17 protein-coding genes and 2 pseudogenes are annotated in these 24784 nt (G+C 53.9%); 14 read left to right on the top strand and 5 right to left on the bottom strand.

What is annotated here, in order from left to right:
• Nucleotides 1–15 precede the first annotated feature (15 nt).
• The 6 genes from AC6I8D_RS20330 to AC6I8D_RS20305 all read left to right on the top strand — a co-directional run bounded on the left by AC6I8D_RS20330 (nucleotide 16) and on the right by AC6I8D_RS20305 (nucleotide 5199).
• On the top strand, nucleotides 16–876 hold the full coding sequence (locus AC6I8D_RS20330; protein WP_312757821.1) for an amidohydrolase family protein: 861 nt from the start codon (nucleotides 16–18) through the stop codon (nucleotides 874–876).
• Nucleotides 854–1630 carry an L-fucose dehydrogenase gene (locus tag AC6I8D_RS20325; RefSeq protein ID WP_312053761.1) on the top strand — a complete coding sequence of 259 codons (777 nt, stop codon included), beginning with the start codon at nucleotides 854–856 and terminating at the stop codon, nucleotides 1628–1630. Before AC6I8D_RS20330 ends, AC6I8D_RS20325 begins: the two co-directional genes overlap by 23 nt.
• Nucleotides 1627–1971 (top strand): L-rhamnose mutarotase, encoded by a 345-nt coding sequence (locus tag AC6I8D_RS20320; protein WP_497820745.1) that lies wholly within the window; start codon nucleotides 1627–1629, stop codon nucleotides 1969–1971. Before AC6I8D_RS20325 ends, AC6I8D_RS20320 begins: the two co-directional genes overlap by 4 nt.
• A gap of 114 nt (nucleotides 1972–2085) precedes the next feature.
• Nucleotides 2086–3324 (top strand): L-fucose:H+ symporter permease, encoded by a 1239-nt coding sequence (fucP, locus tag AC6I8D_RS20315; RefSeq protein WP_497820744.1) that lies wholly within the window; start codon nucleotides 2086–2088, stop codon nucleotides 3322–3324.
• Between the two features lie 1193 nt (nucleotides 3325–4517).
• Nucleotides 4518–4829, top strand: a complete 312-nt coding sequence (locus AC6I8D_RS20310; protein WP_497820743.1) for a hypothetical protein — start codon at nucleotides 4518–4520, stop codon at nucleotides 4827–4829.
• A gap of 97 nt (nucleotides 4830–4926) precedes the next feature.
• On the top strand, nucleotides 4927–5199 hold the full coding sequence (locus tag AC6I8D_RS20305) for a hypothetical protein (protein ID WP_497820742.1): 273 nt from the start codon (nucleotides 4927–4929) through the stop codon (nucleotides 5197–5199).
• 169 nt (nucleotides 5200–5368) lie between these two features.
• On the opposite strand, the gene AC6I8D_RS20300 is transcribed toward AC6I8D_RS20305, so the two are convergent.
• The gene (locus tag AC6I8D_RS20300; RefSeq protein WP_312053755.1) at nucleotides 5369–5524 is read right to left on the bottom strand and encodes a YnfU family zinc-binding protein; all 156 of its coding nucleotides are present in this window, start codon (nucleotides 5522–5524) and stop codon (nucleotides 5369–5371) included.
• Between the two features lie 306 nt (nucleotides 5525–5830).
• Between AC6I8D_RS20300 and AC6I8D_RS20295 the strand changes: the two genes are divergently transcribed.
• Nucleotides 5831–14428 (top strand): glycoside hydrolase family 94 protein, encoded by an 8598-nt coding sequence (locus AC6I8D_RS20295; RefSeq protein WP_497820741.1) that lies wholly within the window; start codon nucleotides 5831–5833, stop codon nucleotides 14426–14428.
• A 113-nt stretch (nucleotides 14429–14541) separates the two neighbouring features.
• Here AC6I8D_RS20295 and AC6I8D_RS20290 read toward each other — a convergent pair whose 3' ends face one another.
• The 3 genes and pseudogenes from AC6I8D_RS20290 to AC6I8D_RS20280 all read right to left on the bottom strand — a co-directional run bounded on the left by AC6I8D_RS20290 (nucleotide 14542) and on the right by AC6I8D_RS20280 (nucleotide 16447).
• Entirely contained in the window at nucleotides 14542–14784 is a 243-nt protein-coding gene (locus tag AC6I8D_RS20290; RefSeq protein WP_497820740.1) for a nuclear transport factor 2 family protein, read from the bottom strand.
• Between the two features lie 100 nt (nucleotides 14785–14884).
• Nucleotides 14885–15135, bottom strand: a pseudogene (locus AC6I8D_RS20285) (Tn3 family transposase); the annotation flags it as partial.
• A gap of 382 nt (nucleotides 15136–15517) precedes the next feature.
• Nucleotides 15518–16447 (bottom strand): Rpn family recombination-promoting nuclease/putative transposase, encoded by a 930-nt coding sequence (locus AC6I8D_RS20280; protein WP_497820739.1) that lies wholly within the window; start codon nucleotides 16445–16447, stop codon nucleotides 15518–15520.
• Nucleotides 16448–16581: 134 nt separating this feature from the next.
• Between AC6I8D_RS20280 and AC6I8D_RS20275 the strand changes: the two genes are divergently transcribed.
• The 7 genes and pseudogenes from AC6I8D_RS20275 (at nucleotide 16582) to AC6I8D_RS20245 (ending at nucleotide 23045) form a co-directional block, all read left to right on the top strand.
• Nucleotides 16582–16764 (top strand): hypothetical protein, encoded by a 183-nt coding sequence (locus tag AC6I8D_RS20275; protein WP_497820738.1) that lies wholly within the window; start codon nucleotides 16582–16584, stop codon nucleotides 16762–16764.
• Between the two features lie 84 nt (nucleotides 16765–16848).
• Nucleotides 16849–17760, top strand: a pseudogene (locus AC6I8D_RS20270) (YobI family P-loop NTPase); the annotation flags it as partial.
• A gap of 299 nt (nucleotides 17761–18059) precedes the next feature.
• Nucleotides 18060–19043: a hypothetical protein gene (locus tag AC6I8D_RS20265; protein WP_497820737.1), complete on the top strand. Its 984-nt coding sequence runs from the start codon at nucleotides 18060–18062 to the stop codon at nucleotides 19041–19043.
• Between the two features lie 30 nt (nucleotides 19044–19073).
• Nucleotides 19074–20405, top strand: a complete 1332-nt coding sequence (locus tag AC6I8D_RS20260; protein ID WP_497820736.1) for a hypothetical protein — start codon at nucleotides 19074–19076, stop codon at nucleotides 20403–20405.
• 205 nt (nucleotides 20406–20610) lie between these two features.
• Nucleotides 20611–21258: a TetR/AcrR family transcriptional regulator gene (locus tag AC6I8D_RS20255; RefSeq protein ID WP_497820735.1), complete on the top strand. Its 648-nt coding sequence runs from the start codon at nucleotides 20611–20613 to the stop codon at nucleotides 21256–21258.
• 48 nt (nucleotides 21259–21306) lie between these two features.
• Nucleotides 21307–21888 (top strand): TetR/AcrR family transcriptional regulator, encoded by a 582-nt coding sequence (locus AC6I8D_RS20250; protein ID WP_497820734.1) that lies wholly within the window; start codon nucleotides 21307–21309, stop codon nucleotides 21886–21888.
• 53 nt (nucleotides 21889–21941) lie between these two features.
• Entirely contained in the window at nucleotides 21942–23045 is a 1104-nt protein-coding gene (locus AC6I8D_RS20245; protein WP_497820733.1) for an alkene reductase, read from the top strand.
• Nucleotides 23046–23102: 57 nt separating this feature from the next.
• On the opposite strand, the gene pqiB is transcribed toward AC6I8D_RS20245, so the two are convergent.
• Nucleotides 23103–24719 (bottom strand): intermembrane transport protein PqiB, encoded by a 1617-nt coding sequence (gene pqiB / locus AC6I8D_RS20240; RefSeq protein ID WP_497820732.1) that lies wholly within the window; start codon nucleotides 24717–24719, stop codon nucleotides 23103–23105.
• Nucleotides 24720–24784 lie beyond the last annotated feature (65 nt).

The raw sequence follows: 24784 nt of genomic DNA, 5'->3' as shown, positions 1-24784 counted from the left end.
CAAAGGAGAATGCCGATGATGCGAGTCGACAGCCACCAGCATTTCTGGCGCTACACAGCGCAGGATTACCGCTGGATCAACGATGACATGGCAGTGCTGAAACAGGATTTTTTGCCGGAAACGCTGCGTCCACTGCTGCGCCGCCACGAGGTGCAGAAAACGGTGCTGGTGCAGGCGCGATGCAGCCTGGAGGAAACCCGCTGGCTGCTGGATATTGCAGACCAGACCGATTATGTCGCGGCGGTCACCGGCTGGATCGATCTGCGCGACGGCGATCTGCCGCGACAGCTGGAGGCGCTAGCCCATCCGTTGTTGCGCGGTTTTCGTCATCCGGTCCAGGACGAGCCTTATCCGGCGCAGTGGCTGGCCGATCCGGCCATCAATGCCGGAATTCGCCAGCTTCAGCAGCGGGAATATCTCTATGAACTGCTGGTGACGCATCACCATCTGGCCGAAGCCGTTGAGTTCGCGCAGCGCCATGACCAGCATTTTCTGGTGCTCGATCACTTCGGCAAGCCCGATCTGACGCTGGGGGCCAGCCACTGGCAGCAGCAGATTGCGCCGCTGAAAGCGTTGAAACATGTCAGCTGTAAGCTCTCCGGCCTGCTGACTGAGCCACGCCCGGTGGGACTGTCAGCCGACGATTTGCTGCCTTTTTTCGATGCCGCACTGGAGATTTTCGGCAGCGAACGACTGCTGTTCGGCTCTGACTGGCCGGTCTCGCTGTTGGCCAGCCCCGATGAAAATCCCTGGCAACTCTGGCAACCGGCGATAGCAACACTCAGTGCCGCCGAACAGGCAGCCATTTATGGCGGCAATGCCTGCTCTCTCTACCGATTACAGGACACACACGATGAATCTCTATCTGCAAAATAAAGTGGTAATCGTCACCGGCGGCGGTTCCGGCATTGGTGAGGCAATCTCACTGACGCTGGCCGAAGAAGGGGCTATTCCGGTGATCGTCAGCAACACCGAACCGGCCAATGAGCTGATGCATAAGCTGCAACAACTCTCGCCACAGGCCAGCTTTGTGCTCGCCGAACTGCGCGACGAAGCGAGCTGCAAGGCCGCGCTGGATCAGATCCTGAGCCGTTATCCCTCGATTGACGGCCTGGTGAACAACGCCGGTGCCAATGACAACGTGGGTCTGGATGCCGGACGCGCCGCCTTTGTGCAGTCGCTCGAACAGAATCTGATTCACTACTACCTGATGGCGCACCTGTGCCTGAACGCGCTGCGTGCCAGCCGGGGCGCGATCGTGAATATCAGTTCGAAAACCGCGTTAACCGGTCAGGGTAATACCAGCGGCTATGCCTCGGCCAAAGGCGGCATTCTGGCGCTGACCCGTGAATGGGCGGCGGCCCTGCTGGACGAGGGTATCCGCGTCAATGCGGTTATCCCGGCTGAAGTGATGACGCCACTCTATGCGCGCTGGATCCAAAGCTTCGATCGGCATGAAGAGAAACTGCAAAAAATCACCTCACATATTCCGCTGGGGCAGCGCATGACCACGCCGCAGGAGATCGCCAATACGGTGGTCTTCCTGCTCTCTTCGCGCGCGTCGCACACCACAGGACAGTGGCTGACCGTCGATGGCGGTTACACCCACCTTGATCGGGCGTTGACATGACGCGCCGCTTTTGCCAGGCGTTGGATCTCAGCGACGATCCGCGTCTTATTGCAGAGTATCAACGCTATCACCAGCAGATCTGGCCGGAGATTACCGCGCACCTGCGTCGCTACGGCATTGCCGGGATGGAAATTTACCGGCTGGGTAACCGGCTGATGATGGTGATCGAAACCACGGACGACTTTGACCCCGCGCTATTCGAACGTCGCAGCCTTGAGGATCCGAAAGTCTGCGAATGGGAAGCCCTGATGTGGAGATATCAGCGCCCCACCCCCTGGACTCCTGCGGGGGAAAAGTGGGTAGCAATGACGCGCATTTTTTCACTGACAGAACAGCCGTAGTGCCTCTGGTTATTCCAGAGAGCTGACCGTTTTTCAGGTTATCTGACATAAAAAAACCAGCCATCCGGGCTGACCCTACTCCTGCAGTCACCACCAGATACTGAGGAATACACTATGTTCGCCAATAAAACTGCTGCTACGGCCTATGCGGAGCGCAAAACCACCTCCGGCTTCCGTCTGGCGTTTATTCTGGTCACCACGCTGTTTTTCCTGTGGGGATTATCCTACGGGCTGCTGGATGTGCTGAATAAGCATTTCCAGGAGGTGTTACACGTGAATAAGGCGCAGTCCGGGCTGTTACAGGCCGCCTATTTCGGTGCCTATTTTATTATTGCCCTGCCGGCTGGTTTTTTTATGGATCGCTTCGGCTATAAAGCCGGCATCCTGGTCGGTTTATGCCTCTACGCAGTGGGCGCATTGCTGTTTGTTCCGGCCGCCTCGGCGGGCAGCTTTAGCCTGTTTCTATTGGCGCTGTTTGTGATCGCCCTCGGGCTGGGATGTCTCGAAACCGCCGCTAACCCGTTTGCAACCGTGCTGGGCGACCCGGCTGGCGCAGAACGCCGTCTGAATCTGTCACAGTCGTTTAACGGCTTAGGGCAGTTTATTGGTCCGGTGATTGGCGGCTCGCTGTTCTTTTCCGCCACACAAAGCACCACCGCTGACGGGCTCTCGTCAGTGAAAACCACCTACGTCGCGATTGCTTTTTTAGTGCTGCTGATTGCCTTCCTCTTCGGACGGACGAAGTTGCCGGATATTCGTGAGCAGAGCACTGATGCAGACCAGGGCATTACGAAAGGATTATGGCAGCATGGCCATTTTACCGGCGGCGTGATTGCCCAGTTCTTTTACGTCGCCGCCCAGGTTGGGGTTGGCGCTTTCTTTATCAACTACACCACCGAGCACTGGCATACGCTGTCGAATCAGAATGCCTCTTATCTGCTGTCGGTGGGCATGATCAGCTTTATGGTTGGCCGTTTCTTCAGTACCTGGCTGATGGGTTTTATCCGCCCGGCTACCCTGCTGGTGGCTTATGCCATTATCAATATCGTGCTGTGCGCCGTGGTGGTTGCCGGTATCGACAATGTCTCAGTGATTGCCCTGGTGGCGATATTCTTCTTTATGTCGATCATGTTCCCGACCCTTTTTGCCATGGGGGTGAAGAATATGGGCAAGCAAACCAAACGGGCCAGTTCAGTGATGATCATGGCGATTGTCGGGGGCGCGGTGATGCCCTATATGATGGGCGCTATCGCCGATCATTACACCACCGCCGTTTCCTACGCGCTGCCGATGATCTGTTTCGCAGTGGTATTGGTGTATGCGCTTAAGCAAAGAGCCAGCGCCGGGAGCTAAGTCGCTCAACGCGGGATAAAACAACGGAGTGAACATGCATATTGTCGGTTCACTCCGGCTCATTTTTTAACAGAGAGCGGCATGAATCTGCCGCAGTTCACTTATCTTTTCTCCCGGCTAATGCTTCGCCTTTGCTGTAATGATTCGCCTTTGCTGGCGATGCTCATCCCCGATTCTCCCCTGTTCAACAACTCAGACGTCGTAGCCGTTATGACAATCGCGTCCTGAATCAGGTCACGGTGGAGTCAGGATCGGCGGCCCTGGCAAAACCTGAAGAAGAGAGGGTGAAGTGCGGGAAGCTTTACGCGCTGTCCTCGTTGAGGCTGGCTTGTCGTAGCGGGCTGAGAAGGCGCGGCTGACAGCGTCGCAGAGCTCTTTATTCGCCACTCTGCGCACACACCGACTGTCGTCCGGTTGCCGGATTCAGGACAAAAAAAAGCCCGGCCAGCAGCAGCCAGGGCAAATAAACGTGCTTTCTCCGAGGGTCGCTTAACCATCGTTAGCGCTAATCTAACACATAAAGCGCAGCAGTAAATAGTGCGCAATATATTAAAATATCACAATCTAGCTCGCTATTAAATTGAACGACAGCAAGGTGGCATAGCGTCCGGTTCCCGGGACGGATTGCTGACGGCTTTGATTTGCAGCTTAGCCTGGCCAGTGGCAAAAGTAGCGGCTTCGCCATGACAAAGGCGCGAGGCAAACTGCGGCTTCGCCTGGAGCATTGTCATAGTGCAAGCCGCAGCTTAGCCAACATCACTGGCGCGGCACGATGCTACAGGTTTGTCGCATTCTGCCCGTTCAGCTGGCGACGGCAGATAGAACGCAAAGGCATCAGTACTCACAGCACGCGCCGTTACGCCGCGTACTTCGCGCGGCACCTGCGGGAGTCGGTATTAAGCAGCCGGAAAATAACGGATTGTATCCTTTCAGTCTGAAACCAGATGTTTACCGTTTTCCTGCGACAACCGTGCGCTATTCTGAAAGAAAAAAGATTAAATATTAACCAGTATTGTTAAGTGCTATGGTGCCAGCGTTGCTGCTAATCCCCCTGCGCGGCGGGGTGTAAAGGGTCTGACGAGTCATTCGTTGTGTGTCATCTGTCACGGGCTGTTTTGACCCCTGATAGCCCACCGGGAGGCACCCGGAGCAGTAGTTTTAATTTAGCCACGCCCGCTGGAGTCTCATCAGGTATGCGTCTTCATGGCGTGGCTGTATTAATTGCGGTTACAGCTGGCTACCTGCCGCTGGCGATAAATACGGCGCAAAGGCGTAGCATAATGCCCGAACGGCTGGCGCGGGCAGATAATCAATGCGTGCAGCCAGTAAATGTTGAGCCTGAACGCTGGTTTATTTTATTTGTGGCCGCGGTTCTTTGCATTAATCTGGGGCACGGATCACATTATTTTAAAACCCTGCTTTTTCACCCATCTTTTAATCATTCAGGCTACGCTGAAGCTCTCATTTATTTCTGCCAGAATGGCTATATTTATCGTTACGGATAAATTTATATCAGCCCGATTAATTGATGCCAAAAAAAAGCAGAGAAGAAATAAATCTTTCTGCTGCGGATTAAGCACATGAATAGATAAGAGGTTTATCATGAAAAAATCAGCCTGTAGTGAACTGCACGGCAAAATAATTCACGCAAGAACGATTCTTCCCGCCAGAAATATTGCACTGTACGAGGTCGATTTTGAAAATGGCCGCACCGCGGTGTTACGCGTCAGCACAACGTTTCCGCTACAGGAGGGTGACACAATTGAAAGAATTAATGATGTCTGGCGGTCGGGTCAGCATGTCATTACGCCTGCGCCATTCGAGTTCGTGGAAAAGCGTGAATCTGACCGATACTTCATTGAATATGAGCGTTAACCCGTATGAGATGATTAAGACTCAGTGAGTTGCGTCAGAAAAGCTGCCAACTAAAGTGATGATTCTATTGAAAAATATAAAAAATAAAACAACCCATCCAGCGGGCAGCAACGCGGGGTTGCCGTCCGATTGAGCAAGCCGTCACAAGCCGCGGCTTTTTGAAATCATGTCAGATAATGAACAGCGACTTACAGTGCGGACACAACACAGCCTGACCTTTGTTCTTTTTCGCGATCAACTGCCTGGAGAATTTCTTACACTCCGGACACTGTGTATTCGTTTCGTTGTTGTGCAACGCGTCGAAAAGAAAGCTTAACCAGGTCATGTCCGTATCCTCTGAGGTGGGGCAGCCAGCGTAGCACAGCGCGAAATAATTAGCTTTTTATATAACCACACCAGCGGTTAAATAAAGTTAACACCCGGGAAATCCTGCCGTTTATTTTTTTACTTTTATTTAATCATTACTGACAACAGCAACGGCCATTTATTTACATTGGGACCGGGGACGCAAAAAAGACTACAATTAACCTATCGGGATCTGCTATCACCTCTGGCTCCTTCTTCCGGCTTCCTGTTTATCATCCTTTCTTTATTCCGGATCCAGCAGCTGCGCAAGCGCAAGGAAATGAATGTGAAAATAAATCTGACGACGTGGTTCAGTCGGGACAGCGAATTGCCATCCGATCATTTCCCGTTGTTTCCGCCAGAAGGCATTTATCAGGCCCAGCGGCCCGAACTCTTTTCTGCGGAACAAATGGGTAACTACGGCGAGAAATTAGCAAAAACACATAAGCTGTCGGGCGGTAAATGGTCCTACCGGCTGCTACAGCAACTGGCGGATAACGAGCTGTCACTGACGCAAAGCGCTGAAATCCTGAGCGAGGGCGATAAACGCAGCCAGACGCCGGCTGCCGTCTGGCTGCTGGATAATTTCTACATTATCGAAGAGCAAATCCGCCTGGTACGGCATCTGTTACCGGCAAAATTCGGTAAAGGATTGCCGATGCTGGCGCAGTCGGCGCATTACCTGCGTATCCAGGCCATCGCCGAAGAGATGATCAAGCACAGCGATGGCCGACTTGAAACCAGCGTGCTGCACCCCTTCATCACCGCCTATCAACGTGTCACCCCGCTGCTGCTCGGCGAACTGTGGGCAATGCCCGCCATGTTGCGCTTTGCGCTGATTAACAATCTGGCCCGGATTGCGGCGGAGGTGGCCAGAGTGCATCAGGAGCGCATCAAAGCAGAAGAGTGGATCACCGATATCCTTGCCACTGCCGCCAAAGATACCTCAAAAGTGATCCTCGTCATCGCCGATATGGCCCGTCAGAACCCGCAGATTTCCGGTGCTTTCGTGGCGGAACTTGAACGCCGGTTAAGCGGCCAGAACAATACGCTCGCTTTAACCTGGGTTGAGCAGCAACTTGAAAACAGCGGGCGTAAAACCTCAGAAGTGATTGAACAGTTCAACCGCCAGCTGGCATTGAGTCAGCTGTCGGTCAGCAACAGTATCACCGGCCTGCGCCAGCTGGGCGAGATTGACTGGCAGGCCTTTGTTGAGTCGGTCAGCCAGGTTGAACGTATACTCCAGCAGGACCCGGCCGGGACTTATCCTCTGATGCACTTTGACAGTCGTGATGACTACCGTCACGTTATTGAGCGTCTGGCCCGCCACAGTCGGTTCGATGAGCGGGCGGTGGCCCAGGCGGTGCTGGATCTGGCCAGACAGCCGGGTCTTCCCCTGCGACAGCAGCATGTCGGCTATTTCCTGCTGGATAAAGGCTATCTGCAACTTGAACAGCAGCTTCAGGTTAACGTCAGCTGGCTGAATAAGAGCCGCCAGCATCTCAGCCAGACACCTTTACTCTCCTGGCTGGGCAGCCTGTTATTGCTGACCATCGCGTTTAGCGCCGAAATGCTGGTCAGCACCCAGCAGGCTGGTATCGGGCCGCTACTCTGGTTGCTGGCGCTGCCGACCCTGGTTGTCTGCAGTCAGCTGGCGTTACAGTTGCTGAGCGAACTCACCACCCGAACCCGCCATCCGCTGCCGCTGCCGCGTCTTGATTATGCCAGGGCGATACCGCCGCACCATCGGACGCTGGTGGTGATCCCCTGCCTGCTGAGCAGCAACGAGGCTACCGACGCGCTGCTTCGCTCACTGGAGATCTGTTATCTCGGAAACGCCCTACCGAATATCAACTTTGCTTTACTGACCGACTTTACCGACAGCGCAGAACAGAATCATGTTCATGATGCAGCGCTGATCCGTTATGCGGTTCTGAAAACCGACGCGCTGAATCGTCGCTACGGCGGCAGTGCCGCTGAAAGCGCGCTTTTTTCCCTGCTGCACCGTGACCGCACCCATAATATTTCGCAGGGCGTCTGGATGGGATATGAACGTAAACGCGGCAAAATCCATGCGCTGAATCGCTGGCTGCAGGGAGAAGATAATCGCTTCAGCGTGACGGCGGGAGCGACCCAGGCGCAGCTGCACGGGGTCAGATATGTGATTACGCTCGACAGCGATACCATCCTGCCGCGCGAGACCGCGCATAAACTGATCGGCGTGATGGCGCATCCGCTTAATGCGCCGGTGTTCGATACGCAGTTAAACCGGGTGGTTGAGGGTTATGCCATCCTTCAGCCGCGACTGGCCGAGGAGATCCCGGTCCAGGGTCAGGGCCGCTATGCCAGGCTGTGCAGCAGCGTGCCGGGTAATGATGCTTACTCCTCGCTCTCCTCGGATATTTATCAGGATCTGTTTGGCGAAGGATCGTTTGTCGGCAAGGGCATTTACGATGTGGCGGCTTTTTCGCGTGCCACCCGTAATACCTGCCCGGAAAACCTGGTGCTAAGTCACGATCTGCTGGAAGGCTGTTACGCCCGCTCCGGCGTGGTCAGTAACGTGGTGCTCTATGAGCAATATCCGGCAAATTATCTGAGTGACGTCGCCCGGCGGTTTCGCTGGGTAAGGGGCGACTGGCAGCTGCTGAACTGGCTGCGGCCGCAGGTCCGGCTGGAAGATGGTCAGCGGCAGAAAAACCCGCTCAGCCCGCTTTCCCGCTGGAAGTTAATCGATAACCTGCGCCGCAGCCTGGTCGCGCCAGCCCTGCTGACGCTGGTGTTTATGCTCTGTACCCTGGTGCCGAACCCGGCCTTCTGGGCCGCCGGCATTATGCTGTTTCTGCTGCTGCCTGGCGTGCCAGCGCTGATCGTTGATGGGGTGACGAAAAGTAAAAAACGCGCCTGGCGTCAGCATCTGCAGCTCCTGTTTACCGATGCGTTTAACCGCATCTCCCGTGCCGGGCTGGCGCTGGCCGTGCTGCCGCATGAAAGCTACTGGTCGCTGAAAGCGATCATCGTCACCCTGTGGCGTCTGAACATCAGCCATCGCTACCTTAACGAGTGGAAGAGCGCCTCGACAATCCCCTCAGTCGCCTGCGATTTAGGTCATTTTTACCGCAGCATGTGGATTAACCCACTGGCAGGCGTGGCGCTGGTGCTGCTGACCGCACTGTCGATGCCGTCGTTGATCCATCTGGCTCTGGCACTGGGATTACTCTGGACCATCACCCCGGCGCTGCTGAGCCGCATGAGCCAGCCTGCTGCGCCGCAGCGGATCGCGCTGTCAGCCGCACAACAGGGTTTTCTGCGCCGCACCGCCCGTGAAACCTGGGCGTGGTTCAGTGAGTTTGCCGGTGATGAAAATAACCATCTGCCACCGGATAATCTGCAGGAAATCCCGCAGATGCGGATCGCGCACCGCACCTCACCCACCAATATCGGACTGTCGCTGCTGGCCAATCTGACCGCATGGGATTTTGGCTACGTCAGTCAGGATCAGGTGATCAGGCGATCGCTTGCCACCCTCGACACGCTGGATCGGATGGAGCATTTCCGGGGCCATCTGTATAACTGGTATGACACGCAGACGCTCCAGCCACTTAATCCGCGCTATGTTTCCAGCGTGGACAGTGGCAACATGGCGGCTCACCTGCTCACGCTGCAGGCCGGACTGGCGCAGTGGAAATATCAGCCGGTGATCGCCCCGGCGCGCATGCTGAACGGTCTGCGGGATACCTTAGCGCTGGTCAAAACGCAGCTGGGGGGCAGTCAGCACAACCTGCTGACGCACATCGACACCCGATTAATGGCGATGACGCACGTTTCACCCGCGAGCCTGTTTTCTGAACTGGAGGCATTGCTGCCGCTGAGCGCCGAGGTACAACAGCGCTATCAACCGACAGGCCGCATCAACTGGCCGGCACTGTTTCACCAGCAGCTGGACGATTTTGCTCAGGAGTGGCGTCGCTTTTTCAGCTGGGTCACGCCGCAGACCCTCTTCCCTGCGGAGATACCCTCCCTATTGTGGCTGGCAGAATTAAGTCAGCATCGCCCTGAATTAACCCGACTACAGAGCGATCCGGTAGTGTGGGCCGCCCGTGAGCGGATGGCCGCGCTGCTGGAACTGGATGGTCGTCTTTGCGATCACGCCAGCATGGACTTCCGCTTCTTATACGTTCCGGCCACCTCGTTGCTCAGCGTCGGCTACAACATCGACAGCGGTCTGCTCGACGCCAGTAAATATGACCTGTTCCCGTCAGAAGTGCGGCTGACCCACTATTTCGCTATCTCCGCCAACCAGCTGCCAGTCAAAAGCTGGTTTGTGCTGGGTCGCTTATTTACCCGGCTGGATAATCAGCCCGCCGTGATGTCGTGGAGCGGCTCGATGTTTGAATATCTGATGCCGCATCTGGTGATGCCGGTTTACCCCGATACGCTGCTGGAAAAGATGGCGTTGGCCGCAGTCAGGCAGCAGATCAGTTCAGCGAAAAGCACCGGGACGTCGTGGGGCGTGTCGGAATCCGGGTATGCCGCCTTTGACGTGAATCATAACTATCAGTACCGGGCTTTTGGCACTCCGGAATTAGGGTTGAAACGCGGCCTGAATGATGACCTGGTGGTTGCGCCTTACGCCACGCTGCTGGCGCTAATGGTACTGCCGCAGGAAGCGACCGATAATCTGCTCAGGCTGAAAGCGATGGGCGCTAAGGGTGAATATGGCTACTACGAGGCGCTGGATTTCACTGCCGATCGGCTGGCGCCCGGCCAGCCCTTTACCGCCGTCAAATCCTATATGGCGCATCATCAGGCGATGGGATTTCTGGCGCTGTCGCACCTGCTGCTGGGCGCGCCGATGGTGGCGCGTTTTATGTCCAGCGCACTGTTCCAGTCATCGCGCCTGCTGCTGCAGGAGAAAGTGCCGGATGATATCGAGCTGTACACCCCGCGCCGCAGCTTCGACGAGACTGTCGATAACAAACTGCAGCGCAGCGTGCCTGACCAGCGTGAGTTCAGTGGGGCCGATCCGCGCCAGCCACAGCTTCAGCTGCTTTCCAACGCCAATTATCATCTGATGGTGACCCATTCCGGTGCGGGCTACAGCCTGTGGAAGGGGCTGGCGCTGACCCGCTGGCGGGCAGACAGCACCCGCAACCAGTACGGCACTTTCTGCTATGTTACTGACCAGCATTCCGGCGATGTCATCAGCCACAGCTATCAGCCCACCTGCAGTGAGCGGCCTGGCTATAAAGCCCGATTCAATGATGCCGGGATTGAGTTTGACGCAGCGGGCACCACCTTCGGCATCCATACGCATATCGTGGTCTCACCCGAAGACGATGTTGAGATTCGTCGGATAACGGTGACTAACCGTTCCCGTCAGCCGCGCCGGTTCGATATCACCAGCTATGCCGAAGTGGTGCTGGCACCGGCCGCCAGCGATATGGCCCATCCGGCCTTCAGTAACCTTTTCATACAGACTGAAATCTTACCTGGGCTGGAAGCGATCCTGGCCCATCGCCGGCCCCGCGAAGAGCAGGAAGTGACGGCGTGGATGTTTCATGCGATGGCGATTCATGGCAATACCGACCGTGAAACCTCCTATGAAACCGACCGGGCCCGCTTCCTCGGGCGCGGCAACACCCCCGCCAGGCCACAGGCGTTGCTGCCCGGCGGTGAACTGACCGGTCATCAGGGTGCGGTACTGGACCCGCTGCTGTCGATTCGCCAGACCGTCGATCTTAAAGCCGGTGAAGCGGTCACCATTGATATGCTTTATGGCGTGACGCCGGCTCGCGACACCACGATTGCGCTGATTGAGAAATACCGTAACCATATCAGCGCCGATCGGGTGTTCGAGCTGGCGTGGTCACACAGTCAGGTTGCACTGCGTCAGTTGAATATCCGCACTGAAGATACCGGCCTGTTTAATCAGCTGGCCAGTGCGCTGCTGTTCCCGTCCGCCGAGATGCGTGGCGATCTCAACAATCTGCTGCAGAACCGTCTGGGTCAGGAATCCTTATGGCGTCATGCGATCTCAGGCGATCTGCCGATTCTGCTGGTCCGTATTGAGAATATCGACCAGCTGGATTTGATTAGCTCGGTGATTCAGGCGCATCAGTACTGGCGTCAGAAAGGACTGACGGTCGACCTGGTGATCATGAACTGCGACCGGGGCGGCTATCAGCAGAACCTGTTCAATCAGCTCACCACCCTGATCCCGGCTGGCGAAGAGCGACAACAGATGGATAAACCCGGCGGTATCTTTCTTCGTAAGTGTGAAAGTTTTAGTGCGGAAGAGCAGCAACTGCTGCTGAGCGTGGCGTCTGTGGTGCTGGAAGGCCGTGATGGCAGCCTTGACGACCAGCTCAGCGCGCTGCTGAAACCGCTGCGCACGCCGCCCGCTTATCCGTTTACCGCCACCCGCAAAGCAGCTGAACCGGCGGCAGTACGCTTTGCTACCGATGGCCTGCAGTTTTTCAACGGTCGCGGCGGCTTTAGCGCCGACGGCGATGAATATCAGATCATTCTTTCTGACCAGCAGCAGACGCCTGCGCCGTGGAGTAACGTGCTGGCTAACAGCCAGTCAGGCAGCGTCATCTCTGAAAGTGGCCAGGCCTATAGCTGGTATGAAAACGCGCATGAATATCGCCTGACGCCGTGGCACAACGATCCGGTGAGTGATAGCAGCGGTGAAGCGCTCTACTTACGCGATGAAGAGAGCGGCGATGTCTGGTCGCCCACGCCTCTGCCGATGCGCGGAAAAGGGGATTATCTGACCCGACACGGCTTCGGCTACAGCTGTTTTGAGCACACCGGGCACGGCATCAGCAGCAGCTTAACGGTATTTATGGCCGAAAAGGCGCCGGTCAGGCTATCTCTGCTGACGCTGAGTAACCAGTCGGGACGAACCCGTAATTTGTCGATCACCGGCTACGTCGAATGGGTACTGGGCGAACTGGCGAGCCGATCGGCCATGCACGTGGTGACGTCGGTCGCCACGCTGGATAGCGGCAGTGCGGTGCTGGCTAAAAACTTCTATAACAGCGCCGGTTCAGCGCGCAGCGCTTTTTTCGCTGTCACCGGCACGCAGATTGCCCATAGCGGCAACCGACTGGAGTGCCTTGGCCGTAACGGCAGCACCCGGCAGCCAGCAATGATGACTTTTCGCGGCCTGTCGGGCAATACCGGTGCCGGACTGGATCCCTGTGCCGCGCTGCAGACGTTGGCTACGCTGATAGACGGCGACAGCCGCAGCTTTGTTTTTGCACTCGGCGTGGGTGAGGATGAAGCGGCAGCAATCACGCTGATGCAACAGCTGCTGTCAGCCGGGCAGGCTAGCAATGAGCTGGCAAAGGTAAAACGCTACTGGCAAAGCGTGCTGACTAAAGTGCAGATTCAGACGCCTGAACCGGCGGTGGATTTGCTGGCTAACGGCTGGCTGCTGTATCAGACGCTGGCCAGTCGCTTACTGGCGCGCAGCGGTTATTACCAGTCCGGCGGGGCGTACGGTTTTCGCGATCAGCTGCAGGATACGCTGGCGCTGACCCATGCGGCACCGCAGCGCCTGCGCGATCAGCTGTTGCTGTGCGCCTCGCGGCAGTTTATTGAGGGCGACGTTCAGCACTGGTGGCATCCGCCTGGCGGCCGTGGCGTCAGAACACGCTGCTCCGACGACTATCTCTGGCTGCCCTTTGCGCTGTGCCACTACGTGCGGGCGACAGAGGATATGACGCTGCTGTCGCAGCCGGTCAGTTATCTCGAAGGCCGCTTACTGACAGCGGACGAAGAATCGGTGTATGAGCTGCCTGGCCTCAGCAAGGTCAGCGAAACCCTGTGGCAGCACGCGGTTCGTGCGGTGAAACACGGCCTGCGGTTTGGTCAGCACGGCTTACCTCTGATGGGATCTGGCGACTGGAATGATGGCATGAGCACGGTCGGGATCGCCGGCAAAGGGGAAAGTGTCTGGCTCGGCTTTTTCCTTTATACAGTGCTGACCCGTTTCGCCGCGCTGGCGGTTCGGGTCGGCGACAGCCAGACCGCCGGGCTGTGTCAGCGTCATGCGCAGGATCTTAAAACCGCGCTCAACGCTGCGGCCTGGGATGGCGAATGGTATCTGCGCGGATTCTTTGATAATGGCCAGACGCTTGGCTCGCATGCCGATCCCGAATGCCGCATCGACGCCATAGCCCAGAGCTGGTCGGTATTGTCCGGGGCGGGTGAAGCCGCCAAAAGCCAGTCTGCGATGGATGCGCTGTTCCGGCAGCTGGTCGATCAGCAGAACGGGCTGATTAAACTGCTGACGCCGCCCTTCGATGGCGCCGGCCCCAATCCGGGCTACATTCGCGGCTATTTGCCCGGGGTGCGCGAAAATGGCGGGCAATACACACACGGTGCGCTGTGGGCGATTATGGCCTTTGCGGCACGGGGCGAAACCGAACGTGCCTGGTCGCTGTTCTCGATGATTAATCCGGTTAATCACAGCAGCGACCGGCAGCGCTCGGCGATTTACAAAGTCGAGCCCTACGTAATGGCTGCGGATGTCTATGCGGCGGAGGGCCACAGCGGGCGCGGTGGCTGGACGTGGTACACCGGCTCTTCCGGCTGGGCCTACCAGTTGATTACCGAAAGCCTGCTGGGGATCATTCGACGCGGCAACTCTCTCTCGCTTCGTCCCCAGCTTCCCAGTGGATGGCGCGAAGTAAAAGTGGTCTACCGTAAAGGAGAGAGCAGCTATAACATCACCGTGTCACGCGGTGATGGCAGTTATCAGCTGTGGCTGGATGGCGCACCCTGTGAAGGCGATGAAATAGTGCTGGAGAGCCAGCCGGGAGCGCATCTGGTGGTGGTTCAGCTGGCGAGGCTGGAGCAGAAAGGGCCTGAATAAAGGCCGGCGGATAGTCACGGCGGTGCGCAGGTGCAGCCGCCAGCGATCGCGTCGACGGCTGAGCCTGGCGCGCAGTAGCTGGCTAATTTACGCCGCTGCGCTGTCTGCCCGTTTCAGCAAGCGGCGGCGTGGGTGTGATAAATCTTGCTGACCACGCTCCAGCGCCCGTTAATCTTCAGCAGACTGAAAAAATCAGTAAAGCGAAAACCCGATATGTCATCGGTATCGATGCGGGCGCTGGCGGCCGTTCCGACAATGTCGACGCGAACAACTGAAGCCTGCTTCCCGTCTTCGTTGTACTGATTCAGCACATCCAGAATAGCGTTGTAGTCCTGCAGGCAGGGGGTGTCAGTCATCTTTTTCAACTTCGTTTTAATGATGCGACTATCTGTTCAGATAACCCATTGCTTTGATGTCAGGACCAGGGGCTGACGCTCAGTGGAACGGAAACTCACGCTAAACATTTTCTTCCTCTGACGCCGCTTTTAATGGTCTCAGATCTCCTTTAGTTACCCGTTCTGCCAGCGTGAAAGAATAATGGCCGGGCATATTGATATGTCCGTGGCAAAGCTGGGAAAGACGTGCGATATCTTCATCATTCAGTGTTTCACCCTGCGCCCGGAGATGATCCTGAGCTGCCTGCATATAAATAGTTTTCCATACACGACGGCGTCAGTGACCAGCCCCTGAGCTGCCAGCTGATTATCGGTATATCGGTCTATTATCAAATCCAGGTAAAACAGGTGCAGCAGAGGAGAGTTTCAGCGGTCCGGAATAGCGACGTCTACTGGCTACAGTGGATGTCTGAAACAAAGGAGTGAATGAGGGGGCGTAAAGCGATACTGCAGATGCTCAGGGCGAAACTGCATTCGGGGCTTTCACCGCGGGCTTTCAGGCTGTTCCGGGTACACTGAGGGGAGGCTGCTAACAGAGCACACTGGCGGCCTCATTCCGACGAAATCGTGCTGAAGCCCGTGATGTTACAGACGGTGCTGAATGGCCTGTGCGAGTCCGGGCGGCTGCACAGTGGCTTTCCGGGCGGCTGCACATGGCGGCTCAGCAGCGTGGCCGGAGAGGCTACTAAATAAGTCAGTGGCGGATTTGTGCCAGGTCGTCTTCGGTCAGGCCGGTCATTTTCATGACGGTGATGCGGTCAAGACCGTTCTGCAGCATGGTACGTGCAACTTCCAGCTTGCCTTCCAGCATGCCTTCATTTCGGCCTTCCTGCCTGCCTAACTGGATACCCTTCTGGATGCCCTTCTGTTCGAGCTGTTGTGCGATGGTCATAAGTGCGTCTCCGTGTTGCGGCACACGCTGTGCCAGGTCGCGAACAAAGGCTTCGGCGTCGGCTGATTCGCCTGCCTGTACAATATAGTGTACCAGCGATATCACCTGGGATGAAGACAAATAGCCAGCCAGCAGAATGGGCACCAGCCGGTCGGTCAGTTCGGCCAGGTCCCGCTGATGAATGTGCTTCTGCAGAAGAGTAAGGGCAGCCATGCTGCGGTGGCCAGCGATTTCATCATCCGGAATGACGGTAACGTCAACCAGCGGGAAAGCCGGGTTGTAGAGCCTGCCTGCCAGGTCCGGGTCGTCAAACTCATCCAGCCACCGGGTGGAGTACGGATACGGGCTGCGTTTACCTGTGTAAAACAGCACCGGTATCACCAGTGGCAATTTTTTATGCCCCGCCTCAAGGTGCCGTTGCATGGCAGCCACGGCATAGCGCATCAGGCGAAAGGCCATATGTTTGTCGGGTGAGGACTGATGCTCGATGAGCACGTGAACATAACCCTCACCGGCTGTGGTTTTCAGGCTGTAGAGCACGTCGCTGAAATACTGTCGTAGGTCATCCTCGACGAACGAGCCGGATTCCAGCTTTAGTGTGCTGAGATCGCAGATATCGCGCAGCTCTGCGGGAAGGTGTAGTTCCATAAAATCCCGGGCAACTTCGGGTTGGGTAAGAAACTGCCTGAATGCGGCATCATGGGGCGTGGGGGTGTTATTCTTCTTTTTCATTGGCTGATAGCCTGTGTATATTACCTCTGTCAATATTACCATGAATGTCCGCTGAATTAGCCTCGGAATGGAGGCTATTTCGACAGTTTTTTTGTAAAAGCGTGAAGATCAACTGCCAGAAAACAGGAATGAAAATGAAAATACCTGAACGTTTGAAAGGGGGTTTTAATATATTTAAATCGGAAGGACACGATCATCGTAGCGAAGAAAATCATAATAAGGACGGCTACGATACGCTGACGCTAAAGGTAAGTAATGATGTGCGAATGAATGAATATTTCAAAGCACTGGACTTCGCATTCTCAAAAAAGATGTAAAAAACATCGCCGTCACCGGGCCTTGTGGGGCGGGTAAAAGTACGCTCATACTGTCATATCTTGTCAGCCGACTAAAAAAATTACATAAATCATTCTCTGGCACATTTTTCAATTTCAGGAAAGAGAGAGGGTGAGCCACCAGAAAATGCTGAAGTTGAATTAACCATTCTTCAGCAGATTCTCTATAAAGTAAATAAAGATAACCTGCCTGATTCACGGATCGACAGAATTCAAAGCAGAGATGCAAAACATGTCCTTACTCTGTTTGCAACCTCTGTCACTAGACTGCTACCGGCCTTCTTATTAACACTGTGTATCTTTCCTAAGAAAGTATTATCTTCCTTTGGTGCCAGTGACTCAATAATTTCTTACGTCAACAATGCCTATCCCGAACGCTTATGGTGCAGTATCACGCTGGCCGTACTGACGCTATTCTGTATCGTCCGCGCGGCCTCAAAGGCAGGTGTTTTTGATAAAAAATTGAAGTTAAATAAAATAGCTTTCCTTCAGGCGAGTGCAAATTTAACTCAGCAGGAGTTATCTTCATTTCTGAACAACTGCCTCGATGAAATCGTCTATTTCTTTTCCCGCTCAAAGAATAAAACAGTTGTATCTGATGACTCAGACAGACTCGACAATACGGAAGTTTTTGTAAAGTTAATAACAATAAATCAGTTAGTTAACAATAATCTGAAGGTTGAACCAGTGAGATTTGTCTACGCATGCCGGGATGATATATTTCCTGGCTCTGATATCCGGAACAGGTTCTTTGATTTCATCCTTCCGGTTGTCCCTGTACTGGATGCATGTAACGCCTATACATATCTGAAAAACAAACTTAAAGGCTTTCCGGCTGCGCATGACGTACTTCTTAAACAGCTGTCTCTCTACATCAGCGACATGCGATCTCTACAGAATATGGCTAATGAGTTTAACTTATTCAGAAAAATAGTTGATGAAAATAAAAATGAAGCCAAAATATTCGCCATTATCTTTTACAAGAATATTTACTCACAGGATTACAATTTAACTGATAAAAAAGCAGGGGTGCTATATTCGATTGTGAATGACTATCGACGCAGAAAACTCCATGAGAAATACTTTATATCTCTGGATGATAAAAGAGACAAACTTTACGCCAGGCTTGAGCAGTTAAAAAAAGAAAAAGCATCATCCGCTGCTGACGTGCGAATGGAAATTATTTGCCGTTTTTACCCCAGGAGTTATGGTCGGGATTATATTTTACGAATCATGATTCTAGAGTCTACAATAGAAAAGTGTTTAGCGCCGCTGACATGCATAATGACGAAAGTAGCTTCCTTGGTTTCTTCAGCCTTGGATCAATGCTTTATGTTGGGTACGATGAGCATGGTTATAATAGATTTAATGGTTTTCAGATTGACGTCAGAAATGTCATTAATGAGTATAAAGAAAGAACAAAGCTGATTTCTTCTGATAGAGATCAGGAGTACAAAAAAACAGCAACTGAACTCAGTGAGATCAAAGAAAAAATAAGAATAAGGAACGCCATCACTCTCGCTGATTTAATCAGCAAGATAGGCGAGGAGGAATTTAAAAAAATAGCTCAGGAATACATTGATAAATGTAATGATCCAGATATTATTGATAAGCAGCAACTGGAAGCGATTCAAAGTGGTTTTCGTCGTGGTGGTTTTGAGGTTCTGTACTATCTGCTGACAAATGAGTACATCATGCAGGATTACATGATGTTTCGTTCGATCTTTCATGAAGGCGCTATTTCTGTTAACGATAATGACTATATCAAAGCAGTGGGTCGTTTAACGAACTGTGAAAATGTAAATAACAGTTTTACGCTCGATGATGAAAAAGAAGTTATCTCTGAGCTAGCTGCTCAGAGCTACATTTACCGCGAAGGGGCCGTTCATCATCAACTTGTCACTTATATGATGAAAAATAAAAATCCCCTTCATGATCGCTATTTGTCAGGGATGATTTCGAAGATCTTCGAAAAAAATGCCGACTCGGTTATCTCTGTATTCAGTGTACTGAACGAAAAATTCACCCAGCCAGATTCGTTTTCAGAATTTATTTCTCTGGCTTTGGGGGGAAATCGTTATCTGGACCGAATGCTGACCCTTCTGGATGGAAGAGAATCAGATGCAATACAAATAAATATCATCATAAATATGATTGCATTTGTTGACGCTGGCGTGTCTGACAATACAGAGCATTACAGGCAGTTTGTTGAAGAAAAAGGCTATCAACTGATATCACAACTTGACCCGGATACGCTTTAACCGTTTCTGAGAAATATAAAAATACTCGATGTGGTTTACGATGATATTACCCTGCCCGTGACTAATGTTGAGCGCATGGCTTTGCGCTTTATCGCTGATAATGAAATGTACCGCTTCAATAAAGCCTCTTTCAGAACTGTAGTTGCCGGGCTTACTCAGGATGATGACGTCACCTGTGAGAAAGTGGATGCCCACCCACTCTCACTGGTAGCTGATTATAAACTGGAAAATGTAAAAACACATATTGATTCAAATATTGACGTTTTTGCCCGTGAGATATTCATCGGATCAGACGAAGACAGCGAAACAACCGTCAGTCTGCTGCTGCACCCTTCCCTGAGTAGTGAGGTGAAGGTTGAGATCCTGGAAAAGATGCCATTTACCGTGCCAGATCTTGACCTTTTCAAAGAAAATGTCGACGTGGAGACTGAGGGGCTTTCCTGGCACGATCTGTTCTACCAGTATGGTCATGTTGAGCCGGGGTGGACGTCTCTGCTCGCCTATATGTATGAAGAGTGTAACATGTCCGTCCTGACCGGTTATATTGAGAAGCACGCACTAACCTTGAGCGGCCAGCATGTTGAACTGACTGACGGTGATAAATATGAAATTCTGTACAGGAAAGTCATCTGCAATGATGAACTCAGTGACCGTGCTTATGCGGCAGTTTTAAAGTCTTTATATATGAATGCAGAATGCTGGGATGAAAGGCTGAGTTTCAGTAATTTCCGGCGGATTGTAGAAAATAAAAGAGTCAGTTTAAGCCCTGAATCGTTTAAAAAAGCAACAGGCCTATTCGGCACACTAACCGACGATTCTGAGCGCAGAACTTTCCTAAGCTGGTTTACGCAGTTCAAAGATGAGTTTCTCAGTGATACGGATTTTTATCTTCGTGCTAATGAGGACGATGCCGTCCTTGAAGAATTGCTGACAGAGATATGCAGTTCGGCTGATTTCAGCGTAAAGGAAAAGGCTTCATTATTGGTTGAATATAATACTGGTTACAGCGAGCAATACCTGGATTATTTAAAACCATCCAGCGATGTGATTATAGGCATGATCAAACTATCACCTGACGATAGTCAGAAAATAAGCCTGATAATCAGGCTACTCATGTACAAAAATATCGGTAGGGCTGATATTGCAGACATGGTGTCTCAGTTAGACGAAACTGAATACAGGAAATTATTCAGCCAGCAGACGGCCACCCTGACATTAATTAACAATAAGGAAGCTGAATCCTTTCTGTTAGCTTTGCAGGAGAGTAACCTTATCTTCGAATGGTCGCTCCGTGACGATGGGAAGTATTACGTCATCTGCCGCAAAAAATCGCGTCATGATTCTGACCGCTACGGGGTTTGAGGGCCAATGGAGCGAAAAGGTACGCTAGTAAAGTCACTGTCTGCTTCGCCTAACGTGAGTTTTCGTTCCACTGAACGTCAGATCCCAATCAGGCAGGTCATATCCCTCACCCTGCCGATCCTATTTTGTAGTGACCACTAAATAATGTAACCATTGTATAGTGATCGCTATGTAAAGTGTCAAGCAATTAACCGGAAGCCACGCTATGAAAACTCCCGATCGGCCTGACGCCGTGGAAAAGCCCAAAGGCCGGCCGCGCAGCTTTGACCGTGATAAGGCGTTGCTGAAGGCGCTGGATCTTTTCTGGCGCAAAGGCTTTGAGCCGGCATCGGTTGCCGAGCTTTGTGCCGCAATGGAGATCAACCCGCCCAGCCTCTATTCCGCCTTTGGCAACAAGGCCAGCCTGTTTCTGGAAGCGGTAAATTACTACGAGCGGGTTTACTGGCAGGCAAGCTGGGCGCGGCTTGAAGAGGCCCAGGAGATCGCTGAGGCCATTGACAGATTCTTCAGTGAAGCTGCCGATATCCTGCTCTCCCCTTCGGCACCCTGTGGCTGCATGGTGGTTCTGGCGGCGATCAATGTCTCTGCCGAATCAGCCGATGTGGTCAGGGCGGTCAGTCTTCTCAGGCAGGAGGGAAAAGATCTGTTTGAAAAACGGCTGAGCCGGGCGGTGCAGGAACAGCAGCTGCCCGCGGAAACCAATACCGCTGCGCTGGCTACCGTGCTGAACACCCTGCTGGAAGGCATGTCGATTGAAGCGAAGGACGGCGCCACGCCTGAAAGCCTGAAACTGATCGGCCAGCATGCCGTCAGGCTGCTGCAGCCGCTCAGCAATCGATCGCACAAAATGTAACAGCTATTACTAGACGACCGGTCAGTTTTTAAATAGAGTAGGCGCATTATGAAAAAACACGCGACAGATATGCGCCAGCACATCATTGATGTGGCACGGGCGATTATTACGCATAAGGGCTACAGCGCCGTCGGGCTTTCCGAGATAGTTCAGGCTGCCGGTATTCCCAAAGGCTCATTTTACTACTACTTCAAATCCAAGGAAGAGTTCGCAGAGGCGCTGCTGGAGCACTATTTCAGTCACTACCTGCAGGAAGTAGAACATCAGCTGAGCGGTGCCGGAACGGCCCGGGAGCGGCTGCTGCGCTACTTCGCCTTCTGGAAGACCACCCAGGGCGCAGACCTGCCGGAAAGCAAATGCCTGGTGGTCAAGCTTGGCGCGGAAGTCTGCGATCGGTATGACAGCATGCGACAGGTGCTGGCAACCGGCACCCAGGAGATCGTGCAAAAAATCGCCGGCTGTATCCGGCTGGGACAGGAAGATGGCTCGCTGTCTGCGGTAAGCGATGCCGATGAGCTGGCTGAAGAACTTTATCAGCTGTGGCTGGGAGCTTCACTGATGGCAAAAATTCACCATCCTGACCACGCCTTCGGCAAAGCCATGAAGGCAACAATGCGGCTGCTCGGGTAGCCGCTTTTTTTTACTCATTTACTAGACGACCGGTCAACTATCTAGAGGTTTATATGACTGACAACAGTACCCGTACCGATTTATTTTCTCCCGTCGCGATGGGCAGCCTTGAACTGGCGAATCGCATTGTAATGGCTCCCGTTACCCGCAGCCGTTACGGTGAGGAAGGCGTGCCTGATGAACTGCATGCGACCTACTATGCGCAGCGTGCCGGCGCCGGACTGATTATTTCAGAAGCCACCAATATCTCCGCTCAGGGCCGTGGTTATGCCGCCACACCGGGGATCTGGAATGAAGAGCAGGTCGCAGGCTGGAAAAAAGTGACGGACGCGGTCCACGCTCAGGGCGGAAAAATCGTCTGCCAGCTGTGGCACGTTGGCCGCTTTTCCAGCGTCGAGCTGCAGCCTGACGGTGCAAGTCCGGTTGCGCCATCCGCCATTAAAGCTGAGGGCCAGACCTACACCGTGAACGGTTTTGTGCCGGTTTCTACACCGCGCGCGCTGGAAACAGCAGAAATTCCCGGCATTATCGAGCAGTACAAACACGCAGCGGAGAACGCCCTGCGGGCAGGTTTTGACGGCGTTGAGGTGCATTCAGCCAACAGCTACCTGCTTGACCAGTTCCTGCGGGACTCCACCAATCACCGTACCGACAGCTACGGCGGCTCGATCGAAAACCGGGCGCGTCTGACGCTGGAAGTCACCGAAGCCATCGTTAACATCTGGGGTAATGACCGGGTCGGTATCCGACTGTCGCCGGTGACGCCTGACGCCGGAAATACCCCGCCGGACAGCAACGTGATGGCAATGTATGGCTATCTCATCCAGCAGCTGAACCGCTTTAACCTGGCCTACCTGCACTTTGTCGAAGGTGCAACGGCCACCTCGCGCGACGTGCCTGCCGATGTGGATATGGATGCGCTGAGCGCGCAGTTCACCGGTCCGTTTATCGGTAACAACAACTACGACCTGGAGATGGCTATCAGCCGCCGTAACGCAGGGATTATCGATGCCGTCGCCTTTGGCCGCCTGTTCATTTCCAATCCGGATCTGGTGAAGCGCCTGCGTTACGCTGCCGAACTGACCATTGCGCCGAAAGACGTGTATTACGGCGGCGGAGCGAAGGGTTATACCGACTGGCCGCAAGGCAATTACTGATAGCGAGCGGCGGGGATCCCCCCGCCGAGGGTCGCGGCGATAAAAATAGCCTCACCGTTAGCGGTCAGCATGCGTGGCCGCATCAGAAACCAGGGCATTACTCTGGCGGTTCAGTAACCTCAGCAAGGATTGCAGCTCCCGCAGCACCCGATCAAGACGCTGCATATTGCCCACCAGCCGATCGTAGGCAAGCGAACCCGGCTGCAGCCCTTTCAGACTGCTGTTCAGCTCACGTAATGAGTGCTGCAACTCAACCGGCAGAGTTTCCATTGCCGGGCTGGCGGTTAGCTGATTTAAATCATTCACTGTTTGTTGTAATGCGCCCATGGTGCGCTGGCTTTGTTTCAGCGTCGCGCTGGTCTGCAAGACCAGCGGGGTCAGCGGCAGATGATTGATCTTCTCCAGCGCTGACACCAGTTTCTGTTGCAGCTGGTTCAGCCCGACGGGCGCGGTTGGGATGATTTCATAGCCATCGATGAACTCCGGCCCGCCGTAAGCCGCCGCATCGGTTATAAAATCCAAATCAATATAGAGCGCGCCAGACAGCAGACTGCTGGTTTTAAGCGTGGCGCGCATTCCACGGGCTATGCCACTCTTCAGCCTCTGTAGCAGGTTGAAATCCGGCATCTCTCTGACAAAGCGGTCCGGCTCAAGATTGATCAATACCGGCACGTGATAATCTGTCACCATGTTCTGCGTTCTGCCCGGCAAAACAAAAGGCACTTTGCTGACCGTTCCGAGACAAATTCCACGAAACTCAACTGGCGCGCCCGGCTTCAGGCCGCGAACAGACTCGGTGAACAACAGCAGGAACGGAACCTGCCGGGTATAGAGAGATCGCTCAATACTCTGCCGGTCGTCAAACAGCCGGTATTCGGCGTTATTTCGCGCTACCCGCCCCGGCGCCCACCCTGACGGAACCGCAAAACTGACGCTACCGCGTAACAGCGAGACGATTGCGTCTGACTCAACCCGCAGGCCTGAGGCCGACCGCTCAACGGTAACGCCGCTCTGCTGCCAGAAACGGCTATTAGTGGTCACCAGCCGATCGTAAGGCGCTGCAATAAACAACCGATAGGTCATGCCGCGCTGCTCAGCATTAAAGTGGCTGGTTTCAACCGTCCCGACCCGAAAGCCGCTGAACATCACCGGATCGCCAGGATTAAGCTGCCCCTTTTTCTGGCTGTTAACAATCACACGGACGCCCTGCGCATTGATCGGTGCCAGCGGTGGCGCATCCAGCAGCGAGTAGCGCGGCAAGGGATCACCTGCATCGCCAGGCCCTAACGCGATATAAGCGCCGGTCATCAGCGTGCTGAGGCCGGTTATACCTTGCTGACCTCTGTGCGGTTTAACCAGCCAGAATACGCTGTTGCGATGTAACAACTTCTCCATACCGGGTTGCAGACGTACGGTGATCTCCACATGACGAAGATCCTCCGCCAGCGCGGTCGTTTCTACCTCTCCGATAACAACGCTGCGGTTTTTAATCGGGGTTTTGCCGGCGTCAATCCCTTCAGCCGTAGCCGTAATCAGCACGATCTGCGATCCCTGCTGGCTGAAGTGATAAACAATCATTGCGCCAGCAATCAGTAACGTGACCAGCGGAATAATTCCTATAACCCACCCGCGTGAAGGCGTTAACGTCACAGCACTGGCATCAGAATTTTTCATCTCACGGTGACTCCACATGAAAATAGCGATGCCGCTGAAAGTTACCGCCTTCATCAGGCCGCGAA

Source organism: Pantoea sp. X-Soil-MYKO-1785, assembly GCF_059730675.1.
The sequence above is the reverse complement of the archived record's forward strand: the minus strand, read 5'-3'. Positions and strand labels throughout refer to the sequence as shown.